The organism is Alkalibacterium psychrotolerans, from assembly GCF_054784355.1.
Genome location: NZ_BAAGPH010000129.1, coordinates 1 through 15,523, shown reverse-complemented (window position 1 = coordinate 15,523; position 15,523 = coordinate 1). Strand labels below are relative to the sequence as shown.

At 43.2% G+C, this 15,523-nt stretch carries 12 protein-coding genes and 2 pseudogenes; 5 read left to right on the top strand and 9 right to left on the bottom strand.

Annotation, left to right across the window (positions count from 1 at the left end):
* Positions 1-38: 38 nt before the first annotated feature.
* The 3 genes and pseudogenes from ACYVLS_RS10410 to ACYVLS_RS10400 all read left to right on the top strand — a co-directional run.
* A pseudogene (locus ACYVLS_RS10410) lies at positions 39-1,274 on the top strand (NAD(P)/FAD-dependent oxidoreductase); the annotation flags it as partial.
* A 12-nt stretch (positions 1,275-1,286) separates the two neighbouring features.
* Positions 1,287-1,676, top strand: a complete 390-nt coding sequence (locus tag ACYVLS_RS10405) for a Rieske 2Fe-2S domain-containing protein (RefSeq protein WP_460324243.1) — start codon at positions 1,287-1,289, stop codon at positions 1,674-1,676.
* Positions 1,677-1,808: 132 nt separating this feature from the next.
* Positions 1,809-2,153, top strand: a complete 345-nt coding sequence (locus ACYVLS_RS10400) for a DUF898 family protein (RefSeq protein ID WP_460324239.1) — start codon at positions 1,809-1,811, stop codon at positions 2,151-2,153.
* Between the two features lie 50 nt (positions 2,154-2,203).
* Here ACYVLS_RS10400 and ACYVLS_RS10395 read toward each other — a convergent pair whose 3' ends face one another.
* Both ACYVLS_RS10395 and ACYVLS_RS10390 read right to left on the bottom strand, forming a co-directional pair.
* Positions 2,204-2,680 carry a GNAT family N-acetyltransferase gene (locus ACYVLS_RS10395; protein WP_460324237.1) on the bottom strand — a complete coding sequence of 159 codons (477 nt, stop codon included), beginning with the start codon at positions 2,678-2,680 and terminating at the stop codon, positions 2,204-2,206.
* Positions 2,681-2,691: 11 nt separating this feature from the next.
* Positions 2,692-3,210 (bottom strand): P-loop NTPase family protein, encoded by a 519-nt coding sequence (locus ACYVLS_RS10390; protein ID WP_460324235.1) that lies wholly within the window; start codon positions 3,208-3,210, stop codon positions 2,692-2,694.
* Between the two features lie 262 nt (positions 3,211-3,472).
* Between ACYVLS_RS10390 and ACYVLS_RS10385 the strand changes: the two genes are divergently transcribed.
* Entirely contained in the window at positions 3,473-4,219 is a 747-nt protein-coding gene (locus tag ACYVLS_RS10385; protein WP_460324233.1) for a helix-turn-helix transcriptional regulator, read from the top strand.
* 640 nt (positions 4,220-4,859) lie between these two features.
* Here the strand turns inward: ACYVLS_RS10385 and ACYVLS_RS10380 are convergent.
* The 7 genes and pseudogenes from ACYVLS_RS10380 to ACYVLS_RS10350 all read right to left on the bottom strand — a co-directional run bounded on the left by ACYVLS_RS10380 (position 4,860) and on the right by ACYVLS_RS10350 (position 13,086).
* A complete protein-coding gene (locus tag ACYVLS_RS10380; RefSeq protein ID WP_460324231.1) occupies positions 4,860-6,344 on the bottom strand; it encodes a carbon starvation CstA family protein in 1,485 nt (494 codons plus the stop codon).
* Positions 6,345-6,479: 135 nt separating this feature from the next.
* Positions 6,480-7,199: a LytR/AlgR family response regulator transcription factor gene (locus ACYVLS_RS10375; protein WP_460324229.1), complete on the bottom strand. Its 720-nt coding sequence runs from the start codon at positions 7,197-7,199 to the stop codon at positions 6,480-6,482.
* Entirely contained in the window at positions 7,196-8,944 is a 1,749-nt protein-coding gene (locus ACYVLS_RS10370) for a LytS/YhcK type 5TM receptor domain-containing protein (protein WP_460324227.1), read from the bottom strand. The genes ACYVLS_RS10375 and ACYVLS_RS10370 overlap by 4 nt, the downstream gene beginning before the upstream one ends.
* A 503-nt stretch (positions 8,945-9,447) precedes the next feature.
* Positions 9,448-10,344, bottom strand: coding sequence for an ABC transporter ATP-binding protein (locus ACYVLS_RS10365; RefSeq protein WP_460324241.1), 897 nt, complete (start codon positions 10,342-10,344; stop codon positions 9,448-9,450).
* A gap of 21 nt (positions 10,345-10,365) precedes the next feature.
* Positions 10,366-11,181, bottom strand: a pseudogene (locus ACYVLS_RS10360) (ABC transporter ATP-binding protein); the annotation flags it as partial.
* Between the two features lie 66 nt (positions 11,182-11,247).
* Positions 11,248-12,168: an ABC transporter permease gene (locus tag ACYVLS_RS10355; RefSeq protein ID WP_460324225.1), complete on the bottom strand. Its 921-nt coding sequence runs from the start codon at positions 12,166-12,168 to the stop codon at positions 11,248-11,250.
* Between the two features lie 15 nt (positions 12,169-12,183).
* Positions 12,184-13,086: an ABC transporter permease gene (locus tag ACYVLS_RS10350; RefSeq protein ID WP_460324223.1), complete on the bottom strand. Its 903-nt coding sequence runs from the start codon at positions 13,084-13,086 to the stop codon at positions 12,184-12,186.
* A gap of 461 nt (positions 13,087-13,547) precedes the next feature.
* On the opposite strand from ACYVLS_RS10350, the gene ACYVLS_RS10345 reads away from it, so the two are divergent.
* Complete coding sequence (locus ACYVLS_RS10345) at positions 13,548-15,164, top strand: glutathione ABC transporter substrate-binding protein (RefSeq protein WP_460324221.1); 1,617 nt, start codon at positions 13,548-13,550, stop codon at positions 15,162-15,164.
* The last annotated feature ends 359 nt before the right edge of the window (positions 15,165-15,523 follow it).

Here is a 15,523-nt window from a genome sequence, read left to right as displayed (position 1 = left end):
GGATCATCAAAAGCGACTTTTTGAAATTTTTCTCCCCCATGGGGGAGAAAGCTCCATTCTTTCAAACAGTTAATCAATCAACTAAGTTAAGAACAATTCTTAACTACAAACTTATTATACGAGGTGGTTATCTCATGTCAAACAAGAATACCGATTCCACACTCACCCAGTTCCCCAGCGCATATTGGCTTGAACATCCTGTTCCTGATTTTCCTGTCCTAAAAGAAGATATTTCGACCACTTACGCCGTTATCGGTGGAGGCATTGCCGGAATTGTCACAGCTTATCTCCTGGCGAAAGCGGGCAAAGACGTGACGCTGATTGATGCTGGAAAAATCCTCTCAGGAGTTACCGGCCATACAACAGCTAAATTGTCTGCCCAGCATGCCCTTATTTACAGCGACTTAATCAGAACCTTCAATCAGGAGAAAGCACGACTTTACTATGACGCCAATATGGATGGAATTCAGTTCGTTAAAGAGACAGCTGATCGCTTATATATTGACTGCGACTTCGAAGAAAAGCAGACCGTCGTTTATGCCACTACCGATAAAGGAAAAAAACGCATTGAAAAAGAAGCCCGGGCCTATGAAGCCTTGAATATTAACGGCTTTCTGTCAGTCGGTCAAGTATCGGAGCTGCCTTTTCCAACGCAAGCAGCCTTAACAATGAGTTAGCAGGCGCAGTTTCACCCAGTCAAATTTCTGTCTAAACTGGCCGAAGAAATCAGTCGCCTCGGTGGAAAAATTTATCAGAATACCCGGGCCGTCAGTCTGCTCAAGAAGAAAACAGCTGTATTAACTGAAAAGGGTGCCGTTATCGATTGCGAGAAAATAATCGTTACGACGCACTATCCTTTTAATGACTTCAATGGCCTTTATTTCTCAAAACTCACCATCAACCGCTCGTACGCCCTGGTCGCTGAAGTGTCAGGTGAAATCCCGGAGCAGATGTATATCAGTGCGGATTCCCCCACACGGTCGCTGCGCCCGGTTCGAGGAGAAAACGGGGAAACCCTTTTTCTGATTGGCGGAGAAAGTCATCAGACGGGTAAAAGCAGTATACCTATACAAGACCATTATAATAACCTTGAGCAGTTCGGCAAAAAGTGGTTCTCTTTGACCCGTATCCATAACCACTGGTCTGCTCAGGACATGACTACATTGGATAGTGTTCCTTATATTGGACAGATGACCCGCACTTCAAAAGACGTTTACCTGGCAACCGGCTTCAACAAATGGGGAATGGCTATAGGGGCAACGGCGGGTAAAATTCTCTCTGATTTAGTGTTGGATAAGCCGAATGGCTACAGCGACCTGTTTAAACCGACCCGAAACAAGTTCAAACTTAAAGATGCCGGCAAATTCACCAAAAAGAACACGGCTGTCGGCAAAGACTTTGTCTGGACAAAAGCCAAGCGTCCGGATAAAACACCTGAAGAACTGCAGCGCGACGAAGGCGGATTCGTCACTGTCGATGGGAAAAAAGCAGGCGGTTACCGCGACAAAGACGGGAAGGTTCATTTAGTGAAAACAACCTGTACTCATATGGGCTGCGGATTGGAATGGAATGACGGAGAGCGCTCCTGGGACTGTCCATGCCACGGCTCCCGCTTTTCCTATAAAGGCGAGGTGCTGAATGGACCGGCTGTGAAGCCACTGAAGACAATGGATTGATTATAGATAAACTGATTGTGGGGAAGAGGCAGAGAGCGATTGATTGCTTTCTGTCTTTTCCTCATTGTTTTTCTGTTTATAATCATTCATAATATATATGTAGTTAATAATTAACGGAATGGAGGATATACTTTGGAAACAGTAGCACGAACTTCTTTTGAACAGAAAAACGGCCGGCAGTCTTTTTTTGACGGCGGACTTCTACAGCTAATCGGCTGGACCATTCTAGGAACAGTGGCAACAGTTTTTTCACTCGGCTTGCTCTATCCTTGGAGTTTATGTAAACTATTCGGCTGGCGCATCAACCATACGGTGGTTGACGGCAGACGATTGACTTTTTCCGGAACAGCTTTCGGATTATTCGGTAATTGGCTCAAATGGTGGCTATTGACTGTCATCACACTGGGTATTTACAGCTTCTGGGTACGGATCAAACTGGAAGACTGGAAAGTCAGACACACCCATTTCGTTAACTGATACATACAAAACAGTAAACACCCTCCCTTTTAAAAGGAGGGTGTTCAACGTTATCCTTGGAGTCTTTTCACCATAATCAGACAAGGGTTCCATTTGTCCCAAAGAGTTGGGAAGACTTCGAGTTTGCTGAACCCTCTGTTTTGGTAAAAGGCAATGGTCTGGTCGTACTCTATATAGTGTCCCTGATCCACTGTCTTGACTTGAAGGTAGCTGAAGTGTTTGGCGGCATAGCTTTCGAGCGCATTAAACAGTTCCTTTCCTACCCCTTTTCGGTGGTAGACTTTTTTTACGCCCATGCAGTGGATTTCGGCTGTGTCTGTTGTTGTCTGAGTTAATGTAATGAAACCCATACTTTCACCACCGTATTCAGCTGACCACAGTTCGGCTCCTTTTGCCTCCTCAACATACTGAGCTGTCGATTCAGGCAAGCCGAACCATTCGGGCAAATCCGCCAGAACCTCTTTTACAATAGCCGCTTTTTCTTCTGAATCGTCAACTGAAATAATTGAAAGCTGGTCTGTAATCATTGTTTGACTCCTTAATTAGTCTTTAAAATCTTTATGTAAGCTTCACATTCTTTTGGGCTTTTGAAAATAATAAGTTGGTCCTTCTCCGACACTTCAGACTGGACAATGCGCATCAGCTTATCGCGCCGTTTACTTTTGAACTGCCAGACGTATTTCAAAAAATCTAGGTCAATTCTTTCAGGACAGCCCGGAGCCATATCTTTTCTTACTCTCCCGTAAGTGGTTATGAGCCTTTTTAGGACGCGGTAAACGTAGAGGTATCTTGGGTAATCCAAAAAAATGACATGTGTGCTTTGATATATGCGTTTCGGCAATGTCTGACTGTAATTCCCCTCGATTATCCATTCATTATTATTTTCAAGAATTTGTTCAACTTCTTCTATGAGTTTAGCCCGAGGCTTCTCTATCCAGCCCGGCCGGAAAAAGAGCTGATCCATATGAAAGACCGGCAGACTATTTAACTCCCCCAGTTCTTGTGCTAAAGTTGATTTACCTGAGCCGGACGGTCCAACGATTGTTACTCGCTTCATTAAGTATTCCTCCTTTTTCTATAAATACTTGGCTGTGCTGACTGTTAATTTCTACCTATCTAAAAAAGTTACGAAAATTTTTAAGAGGAAGCCCCAACAGTTTTATTCTCTTAAAAATGGTGCGCCTAACTGACTTCCTTACACCTGCAACAAACTGTAGCACCCGTCACTAAAGGCTTTATATGGATTTCTACAGACTGTAGCTAGCTATTCCTCTTTTGACATTATACACTTAACTTACGATGAACGAGGGGGAACCGATATGGAACTTGGCAAAAAATTGAAAGAAAAGCGGCTTGAGGCCGACTATACACAAAAGGAACTGGCGGACATTCTCCACGTCTCCCGACAGACAATATCCAGTTGGGAAGTCGGGCGCACCTTCCCGGATTTAACCACTCTAATTACACTCAGTGAACTCTACGATGTACCTCTGGATGATTTAGTTAAGGAAGATTCACGACTGGCCGAAGATATAACCCAAAAAGTTACACGAAGTGAACGGCGAAAAGTTACCAATATTGTCCTTAGTTTATTACTTATCGTCGCAACAGTATCGCTAGTATTTTTTGCTTACCAGAATTACCTGTATAGTCAGACCAATGAACATGGTCTGCATCCCAATGATTTGTATGACAGTCACTGGGAAGTTCATTTTGACCCTACCCACAGTCACGATCAGTCTTTTCTCTCCTTCGACACTAACAGTGCAGTTGTGTTGAATCAGTACAGAGGATGGCCGGCAGATGAAAGCCTGCTGGAGGAACGTGATGAGGATGCTTTATCGAGTGGGCTGGAAGCCGGTGTGCATAAGTTTAACGACTTGGAAATCACCGTTTACGGCCATCACTATATTGTGAGCGCAGACGGACTCCAGATGGAATTCACCCGTTTAAGCGACTCGATTATCAGAAATGCTGAAGGCATTGAGTACTATAGAGTACTGGATGAGTCGGCCCACGACACGCTTTTTTGGATACATGAAATGATGACTGAGGGATATGAATAACGTCATTTCTCGATAAAATAATCTGCAGCATAAAAGGCTTTTTGTTCTGCATTAGGAAAAACGGTCAGTTCTGACCGTTTCCTTAGGGCATTGAAAAGAAAAACTGTTGCCGCACAGACTTAAACGGTGCTTTAATCTATATTTTACAGGTTCTTAGGTAAACTCAAGGATGATTTGAGACTCAGTCTGCCAAAGTTATAGCGTGTTTGGCAAGCTCGCTACTGCTTAACACCCGACTTTACCGAACACGGCACCCCTTAGGCGAAGTCAGATTCATATTTTCATCCACTTTACCGAAGTGAGGCCCACTTGAGTAAACTCGCTTCACTTTTGCTGGTCAGTTTACCTAACTACATACATCTTCGGCAGACCCAAAGAAATCAGACGCTCCACTTTACCCAAGGGGCCTCCACTTCGGAATACTCAACAAACTTGGTACCCCGAGTTTACCCAAGCTGCTCCACATTCGGTAGACTCAACTTTATACGTGATTTGAGTAAGCCGAAGTTAGTCACTAAAGTCTAATTTTTCATTATTTAATACTAAAAAAATGTAATAACTAGAAAAACCAAGCCTCTCCGCTGCCATATTTGACAGTCGAGCGGCTTGGTTCTATTTATATTATAAGAGATAGAGAACCTTAGCTACCAGAACTCGTGACTGGTGTAGAATAAGTTAAGTGATCCGTTAGAAGACTTGAGTCGGGTAATAGAGCATCTTTTTGCTGTTTGCCTGATTTCCAGAACTGACCTAAAATGAGAAGTGTTCCAATAAGGGAAAGTCCATAAGTCAAAGCACCGAGACCAAGCCCGAATCCTATTGGCTGACTAACAATATAGACAACAACCGCGTAGAGCATAAAGGTTGCCGGCATTAAGGTTACAAAATAATTCTTTTCTTTCAGATACAAGTAGCGGGTGGCGACCAGTAGAGCAATCACTGCGGTCACCTGATTCGCCCAGTTGAAATATCTCCACAATAAATTGAAATCAACTTGCGTAAGCCCAAATGAAATGACATATAGCGGAATCGTCAGCATAAGGATTTTTTTAAGTGTATCCTGTTTGATGTGCAAGTAATCAGCTAGTATGGTTCGCAAGCTTCTGAATGCCGATAAGCCGGATGACAAAGGCAAAACGATGACACCGAATATGGCAATTGTTCCAACAACGTTGCCTAGTAGCAGGATCGATACTTGATTGACCACCACACTTGGTGTACCCGCTGCAATCATTTGGCTGAGAGTCTGTCCGTTAAATAGTGACATGGCTGCGGCTGCCCAAATCATCGCTATAACACCTTCAGCAATCATCATTCCGTAAAATGTAAAGCGTCCTTCTCTCTCATTCGTGCTGGTACGGGATACCATAGGTGATTGTGTGGCATGGAAACCTGATATAGCTCCACAGGAAATCGTAAAGAATATGATTGGAAAAATAGGCGTGCCTTCAGGGTGCCAGTTGGTCATGGAAGCTGGTGTCAGGTTGGGGATACTGTGTCCGCCTGCCAACAAGCTTGTACCGATTGCAATAGTACTGATAATGAGAATTGCCCCAAATACCGGATAGACTTTACCCAATGCCTTGTCAATCGGCAGAATAGTTGAGACAATGTAGTAGATGAAAATTAACCCTGTTATCATGCCAATCGTCATCCAGCTTGGTGTGAAACTTGAAATCAGGTTCGCTGGCGAAGTAACAAATACCGTTCCAACAAGTAATAGAAGCAGCATAGTAAAGATATTGACGACATGCTTAACTGGTTTTCCTAGATATTTACTGGCCAATTCCGGCAGATGAGCGCCGCCATTTCGCAAAGAGATCATACCAATCATATAATCATGAACGGCTCCTGCAAAAATCGCACCGACAATAATCCAGATGTAAGCAACGGGGCCATAAAGCGCTCCCATTATAGGGCCGAAAATGGGTCCTGTTCCTGCAATGTTAAGTAATTGAATAATAGCATTTTTCCATTTTGGCATCGGAACAAAATCGTAACCATCTCTTAACGTTTCTGCTGGAGTCGGTCTCTCAGGTTCAATGGTAAAGTTCTTCTCTATGAATCGTCCGTAGGTAAAATACCCCACTATCAGCAGTGCAATTCCGCCAATTAATGTAATCATAATCTATTCCTCCCGTAGGTTTTGTAAGCGTTATATTTATAAGCTTAGTTTACTGGAAGAAATAAATTATAGTGAATTTCTTGATGAGATGCAGAAAATCACCTTTGACTTACAATTAAAGCAGGCTGAACTGCATTACAGATTAACCTTTTCTCTAAAGGTTTTGATATATGAGCGGCTCACAGGTACTTTCAGGCCCGTATTGAGTGTAACTTGATATGTCTGATTAAACCATGGTTCAATTTCACTAATCATGTCTAGATTAATGATAAAGGAACGGTGAACACGCATAAAAGAGTGGTGGATAAATTTTTGTTCCCAGTGCTGCAATGTTTCCTTTGTCTCAAACTGTTCAGAGTCAGTATAGAGAACGGTTTTTCCTTGAGTCGCTTCTACCGTTGCAATAGCTTGAATTTTAAGCAGGTATATTCGGTCATCCGTGTGCACCGCTACATTATCAGGAGCATCCTCTTCAATAGATTGGTCAGAAGTAGATTCCAGCTGAGTGACTGCCCTATTGAGCGCTTCAATCACACGTTTTTCCTCAAATGGCTTCAGGATATAATCTCGAGCATTTTTTTCAAAAGCTTCTATCGCATAGTGATCATAGGCCGTTGCAAATACTATAACTGGCGGATTTGGAATCTCATTCAGCATATCAGCCAGATCCATGCCACTCTCATCGGTCAGATGAATATCCAAAAAAGCTATATCAATTGTCTGCGAGAGCAGTAACTTTAAGGCCTCCTGAATCGTTTCGGCTTCCAATATAGTAGTGACCCGCTTATCTTTTTGAAGCAAGTGGCTGAGCTCGGCCCTTGCCAGGTATTCATCTTCTACAAGAAGAATATTCATCGGCTGTTCCTCCTTTTGGGAATACGACTACTTACACGCGTCCCCGATTCTCCGGATTGAATATTGATTTTTGCTTCATTGCCAAATAAACTGATAAGCCGTTTATTTAGATTTTCTACTGCCGATCCCGTTCCCTCTCTTGAATTGATAGTTTTTACACCTAAATCATTCAAGATATCCTTTTGGACGCCTACCCCATTATCCCTAACCTCAATAAACAGAAAATTCTTGTCTTCAGTAATCTCAACGGTGACATGGTTATTCGTCTTTCTGCCTTTGAATGCATGCTTCACAGCATTCTCCACGAGAACCTGAAGCATAAAAGGGGGAATCGCATAATCAAGAACTGATTCGCTGAGGTCTTTTCTTACTGTGAAACGATCCGGAAAGCGAGCCAGCTCAAGACTGACATAAGCATCTACCTGTTCCAGTTCTTTTTCAATTGAGATTAGATTCTGCCTTGCTCCCTGCAAGTTCGAACGGAAAAAGGCACTTAACTGGAACAGCAATTCTCTAGCCTTCTCACTATCTATCCGTATTAGAGCAGATATAGTGTTCAAGGCATTGAATAAGAAATGCGGATTAACCTGAGCTTGAAGAGATTTGATTTCAGCATCCTGAAGCAGCCGTTTTTGAGTATCCAGCTCACCGAATTCCAACTGGCTCGAGAATATCTTCCCCAATCCCTCAGCTAATTGCCGTTCAACATAAGTCAAATTCTGCTCATTCGTAAAATAAAACTTCAGAGTACCGCGTACTTCATTCCTTACAGTCAACGGTATGACAACTGCTGCTTCCAAAGGGCAGCCCTCAACATGACAGCCTATTTCTTTGGGGCTGTGAGCTTCTTTCACTAGGCCGGTTTCAAGTACAGCTTTGGACAGGTCTGTCAGAATCGACTGGGGTGATTTATGATGGTCGCTTGCCGCACCCACGTGAGCCACTATTTTTTCCGTATCTGTGATGCTGACCGCAGAAACTTTCATCGTGTCCTGTATAATCTGTGCTACTTTACCGGAAGCCTCTTCTGTCAGCCCGGCCCTGAAATAAGGAAGAGTGGCTTCGGCCAGTTCAAGTACTGCATGAGTTTGAACAGCACGCGTTTCCTGCTCCAGTTTATTGAAAGACTGGATAATGGAGAGAAACAGAGCCATCCCGATACTATTTGTCAGTATCATCGGTAAGCCAATCAGTTGAACCAAGTTCCAGGCCTGAACTGAATTGGAACTGAGTAAAAGAATGGATGCCATTTGAACCATTTCTGTCAGCACTCCAATAAAGGCTCCATGAGATGGTTTGGGAAAGACGTTCTTTTTGATGAAACTGTTGCCAAAAAGTCCCGACAGCAAACCAATCAAAGTAGACGAGATAAAATAGATATGCGGGTCACTTCCCCCTTGAAGGTAGCGAATGATTCCTGACACCAGTCCAACTACCAAGCCTACTGGGGTTCCTCCAATCAAACCGGATACGCCAATAGTCAAGACCCGTGTATTGGCCAAGGATGATGTTGTATCCAGCGAGGTAAAGAGTTGGTTTACCACCTCTAAGTCCCGGCTGATTTCCACACCGGTAAAATTTGAAATAAAGGCAAACACACTAAAAATAATTATCAGCTGAAGCTTACTCTTCCACCTTCCCCGTTTCATCAGCATTTTTTTAAAGTAGGGAATACTTAGTAGCAGATATGCCAGCACGATAATCAAGCCTACTCGTTCCAGCATTAATATAAATAATGTTCCCACAGAAAAAGTCCCCCCATTTTTTTACAGTTTACCAAAGTATAGACATATTCAGTGAACTCAGCAACCCGAATTTCTTCAGTCTGCCAAAGTTATAACCTGTTTGGCAAACTCGCTACCGCTCAACTCCCGACTTTACCGAACACGGCACCCCTTAGGCGAAGTCAAATTCATTTTCGCACTCAGTTTACCGAAGTGAGGCCCACTTGAGTAAACTCGCTTCACTTTTGCTGGTCAGTTTACCTAACTTCTCCCATTTTCGGCAGACCCAAAGAAATCAGACGCTCCACTTTACCCAAGGGGCCTCCACTTCGGAATGCTCAACGAAGAGGAGGACTCGAGTTTACCCAAGGCGTCCCCTGTTCGGTAGACTCAATACTTTTGACCACTTCAGTCTGCCGAAGCCTCAAGAAATCTCACAAAATCATCCATTTCTTTATTAAATAATACAAAAAATCCTCCCACATGCTCTAAGGCACTAATGTGAGAGGATTTTTTCATATCATTTACTGCATGACCCAGTGATTTGGTTTAATTTCCTTGAATTGGGTACCAATGGTAATCACTTCAGGTTCGGCATCCTGATTAACTGCCTTGACCGTTGCTTCATAATGCGGATCTGGAACAGGTATCGCTGATAAGAGACGCTTGGTATAGGTGTGAACAGGGTTCTTGAATAATTCTTCCGAATCAGCCAGTTCTACAATATTCCCCTTGTACATCACCGCAACCCTGTCAGACAGCTGTTTCACTGTTGCCAAGTCATGCGCAATAAAGAGGTACGTTAAATTCAATTTTTTCTGCAGATCTTCCAGCAAGTCGACAATCTGGGCCTGAACAGAAGCATCCAAAGCAGACAGCGGCTCGTCAAGAACAATAAACTCCGGTTCTACTGCCAATGCTCGGGCAATACCGATACGCTGACGCTGACCGCCGGAAAACTCATGCGGGAAACGCTGACTGAATGACTTATCCAAATCAACCAGTTCCAGCAAGTCTTCCACTCGTTTTCTACGGTCTTTCTTCGATTTAGCCAGCTTATGAATGTCGAGTGCTTCACCAATAATGTCCTCAACTTTTTGACGCGGATTCAAAGACGAGTAGGGATCCTGAAAGACAAACTGCACGCGCTTGCGCATGTCTTTCATCTGCTTTTTCTTGTAGGTGTTCAAATCTGAACCTTCGTAGACCGTTTCTCCACTCGTCGCTTCATGCAACCTCAAAAGTGTTCTTCCAGTTGTGGATTTTCCTGAACCGGACTCTCCAACCAGACCCAGCGTTTCGCCTTTGTAAATATCAAAGGATACACTGTTCACCGCTTTGAGTATCTCTTTCCTGCCCAGAGGGAAATGCTTCGCCAGTTCTTTGACTTCAATAAGCTTTTCACGTTTGCCGCTGTAAATTTCTCTTAACTTGGCTTTTGACTCTTCACTTTTTTCAGCATGAATATTCGGAATCGCTGCGAGAAGTTTTTTCGTGTAGTCTTCTTTAGGTGAGCTGAAAATATCTTTCGTTGTTCCATGCTCAACCACGCGCCCTTTATTCATGACCACAATTTTCTCACACATATTGGCAACCACACCAAAGTCGTGTGTAATCAATAGGATGGACGTCCCCGTCTTCTCTTGAATGTCTTTCAGCAAATCCAGAATTTGAGCCTGAATCGTTACATCCAGAGCCGTTGTCGGCTCATCCGCAATCAATAGTTTCGGTTTACATGCCAGAGCAATCGCAATAATAATCCGCTGACGCATGCCGCCGGAAAACTCAAAGGGATACTGCCCGTATCTCGTGTCAACATCCGGGATACCCACCAAATGCATAATCTCTTTTGCCTGTCTGGCCGCTTCTTTTTTATTGACATCCTGGTGAATCAGAATCGTTTCTGATATCTGCCTGCCGATTTTCATCGTTGGATTCAATGAAGTCATCGGATCCTGGAAAATCATCCCGATGTCTTTCCCTCGAATCTGTCTCATTTCTCTGTCTGATTTCTCTAATATATCCTGTCCGTCAAAAATAATCCGGCTCTCTGAATCAATCACTGCATTTTTCTCCAGCAATCTCATAATTGATCGCGCTGATACACTCTTTCCACTCCCTGATTCCCCAACGATACCAAGCGTCTTACCCTGCTCGATTTCAAAAGATACATCAGATACAACCTCTAAAAGGTCATCTCCAGTGGAAAAAGAAATCTTCAGATTTTCAACTTGAAGTAATTTTTCCGCCAATGTCATTCATTCCTTTCACTCTCATTCATCGTGATGCAGGCTGAGCCCGCTCAATCAAGCTGTATAATCTGATTAATTTAAGTCAATTCGCTTGTTCAGGAAGCGGTACAAAATATCCACTAATATGTTTACAAAGACAAACATAAAAGAGAATACCAGTACGCCACCCTGTACGATTGGGAAATCCCGTGCGCGAATGGCATTAATGATTAGTCGACCCAGTCCGTTGATGGCAAAAACCGTCTCTGTCAAAACGGCTCCGCCTAAAAGAGATCCGAATTGCAGTCCGACGACTGTTACAACGGGAACCATGGCATTTTTCAAAGCGTGACGATAAATAACCATCCGTTCATTGACCCCTTTGGCACGGGCCGTCTGGATATAATCCATGTCAATGACCTCAAGCATACTGGAACGGGTCATCCTGGCGATAATCGCCGAACCGGCCGTTCCGAGCGTAACAACTGGTAAAAACATCTGTTGAGGCGTTCCCCAACCCGATGCCTGGAACCAGCCCTGACCAATGACCAGCCACTGAATGAGCATCAGACCCAGCCAGAAGTTTGGCATGGAGAGACCGAACAGTGCACCGAACATAATAACGGAATCGGTAAGCGAATACCGCTTGACTGCCGAAATCACCCCAGCAATGAGGCCGATAAAGACGGCCAGCAGCGTACTGTAAAAGGCGAGTTCAATCGTTGGTGCCAGTCTTCCAAAGACTTCAGTTGAAACATCTCGTCCACTTCTGACGGAGGTTCCCATGTCTCCACGAAGCAGCCCAGTGACGTAATCCCAATACTGGACAGGAATCGGGTCATTCAGACCCAGACGCTCTCTCACCAGTTCCAACTGAGCCGGAGAAGCAGCTTCCCCAGCAATAATCTGTGCCGGATCTCCCGGGATAAGCAGAATCATACTGAAGGTCAGGACGGTCACACCAATCAATACAGGAATCGTCTGAATTAAACGTTTTGATAAAAATTTAAGCATTTTTTTCCCTCTTTCCTAATTTTTGGTCTTAGGATCTAGCGCATCCCGTAAACCGTCTCCGAAAATGTTGAATGCCAGGACAACGACCACAATGGCTATACCCGGTATCGTCGCTACATGGGGAGCATCCCACATATAGTTACGTCCATCACTCAGCATAGCGCCCCATTCAGGTGTAGGCGGCTGTGCACCCATCCCAAGGAATGACAAGCCACTCGCTGTCAGAACGGATGTTGCGATATTCAAAGTTGCCTGTACGATAATAGGTGACAGAATATTCGGTAGAACGTGACCCGCTATAATACGGAAATCCCCTGCTCCAAGTGCCTGAACGGCCTCAATATATTCCAACTGTCTGACTTCAAGTGTTGATCCTCTGGAAATTCGAGCAAAAACAGGAATAGAGAAAACAGCTACTGAGATAATAACGTTGTTTAAGCTTCCTCCAAGAACACTGACAACCGCCAAGGCTAAAAGAATTCCCGGGAAAGCAAGCAGGATATCCATCAGGCGCATGATAATGGTGTCAACCCATCCGCCATAATAGCCTGAAACAATCCCCAGCGTCACACCCGTAGTCATCCCGATGAGCACTGAGAAAAAACCAACTCTCAATGTAATGCTCATGCCATGAACAATTCGTGTAAATATATCTCTTCCCAAATGATCCGTTCCAAACCAGTTCTCTGCATTAGGAGTAGCCAGTCGATTCGTCAAATCCTGTGCGTTTGGACTAACCTGCGTCAGCATAGGTCCGACAAAGGCAATAATAAATAGAAACAAAATCATAATGGCACCCATAAGGGCTGATTTGTTTCTAAAAAACTTCTTCATAAACTCTTTGAATCTCACGACATTTGGATGTGAAGGTTCTGGTCCCGAAAACCCTCCTGTATTTAAGTTCACTTCTTCTTGCATAATGATTTTTCCTTTCTATATATGAGATAGCACAGATATGCTTATACACTAATAAGTATTAATAAACATTGGATGGAACAAAGTATAACTAATTGTTAGCTTTCTATAATTTTACACGTTTATTAGAAATTTGCAATATAAAAATGAGTTATAAATGGGATGGCTTAGATAAAAATCGTTAATTTGAAAGCACTTTCAATATAATAACGCTACATATTTAACAAACACATTATAAAAAACATTAGAATACAATTAATAATTTTATTTTCTTAATTTTAAATAAATTAAATGACATCTTATGAAACTTTTTCCATATAAACCCTTTAATTTGAGCGTTTTTAAATAAAAGAAATATTAAATTTAGATTAAAATAACGCTTGACTTTTTTATTCAGTCAGATATAGTATTAATTATATTTAAAAATAAAAAACGACTTACGCATAAGAAGGAGTGTATTAATAATGGTGAAAATGAATAAAAAGCTACTATGGCTTTCCACATTCACAGCCGCTTCATTACTGCTGACCGCTTGCGGAACAGATGATAGTGATCCGGTAGATGACGCAACCGATACAAATGAGGAAGGGGAAGATACAGAAGCAGTCGCTGGTGGCGATTTAGTTATCGCTCAATTGTCAGACGCCGTGTCTCTCGATCCTCATGGTTCTAACGATACCCCTTCCAGTAACGTAGCCTTCAATATTTACGAGGCTCTACTGGTTCAAGACGAAAACATGGAACTTCAGCCAGGCCTGGCAACAGAATGGGAAATGGTCGATGACCTGACATGGCAATTTACCCTTCGTGAAGGCATTACTTTCCATGATGGATCAGACTTTAATGCTGAAGTTGTTCAAGCCAACTTTGAGCGTGTATTAGATGAAGACGTTGCTTCACCTCGTGCCTTCTTATACGAGATGGTCGAAGAAATTAACGTTATCGATGATTACACTGTCGAATTCGTAACTGAATTTCCATTCTCTCCACTTCCAGCACACATTGCGCACAATGGTGGCGGAATCATGTCAGCTGAGCTGATCGAAGAAGACTACGCAGCAATGGAGGAAGGTTCTGACCCAGGAACTGTCATTAACGAAAACCCTGTTGGAACTGGTCCATTTGCTTTCGAAAGCTGGGAACCGGGCGAGGAAATTGTTCTCGTTCGTAACGACGACTACTGGGACGGTGCACCTGCTCTGGACTCCATCACATTTAGAGTCGTGCCTGAAGGATCAACTCGTTTAGCAGACTTGGAAACTGGGACAGTTCACATCTCTGACCCAATCAGCCCATCTGATATCAGCCGTGTAGAAGGTTCAGACGGTATGTTTGTCAACCAGCAGCCATCTGTTTCTCTTTCTTACATTGGATTTAATGCTGAAAAAGAACCGTTTGATGACCCATTGGTCCGTCGTGCTATTTCACTAGCTATCGACCAGCAAGCTATGATTGACGGAATTTACGATGGTATTGGTATTCCAGCAATCGGTCCACTGGCTCCGGATGTCTTTGGCTTTGATGAAGATGTTTCTGGCTTAGGACACGACGTTGAAGAAGCGAGAGAATTGCTTGCAGAAGCAGGATACGAAGACGGCTTCTCTACTACACTTTGGACTAACGATAACCAGGACCGTATTGATATGGCTACTGTTGCCCAAGCACAATTAGAAGAAATCGGTATTGATGTTGAAGTGGAAATTGTTGAGTGGGGTGCTTACCTTGCTGACACTGCAGCTGGGGAACACGATATGTTTATCTTAGGCTGGAGCACAGTAACAGGTGATGCAGACTACGGAATGTACCCACTGTTCCACTCAAGTAACTTTGGTGAAGCCGGTAACCGTACTTTCTTCGCAACAGATGAACTGGATGCTTTGCTTGAAGAAGCACGCCAGAGCTCTGACGAAGACGAACGTCTGGAACTGTACAGAGAAGCTCAGGAAATCCTTGTGGAAGAAGCACCAATGCTTTACATCCACCATTCAGAATTCCTGCTGGCAGTCAGCGAAGATGTTGAAGGTCTATGGCAGCACCCAACAGGCATCCTGCAACTAAGAGATGTTACGTTGAATCAATAATAGTTAATTAAAACAAGCACCTCTTGAGACTTAATCAGTCCAGGAGGTGCTTTTTTTATCTCATTATAACTAATGCTATTTATTTTGGTAGCAAAAATGAACCAAGTGTTAATAATTAACCATATCATTCGTAACGCTTATATTTATCGTCTATACACCTTTTTATTTTCTACTAAAACGGTCCTTCTAAAAGTAGTTAAAAAATAGTCCATAGAGGCTTACTGATCTATGTTAAAAAAAGCTTCGGCTACGCCTTCGCCCTTTTTGGGATAGTGCGTAGCCTTTACTTTTTGAGTTCTGAATAATCATAGATAATACCGTGAACACTCTTATAATAAACAGGTACCATTTCATTTCCA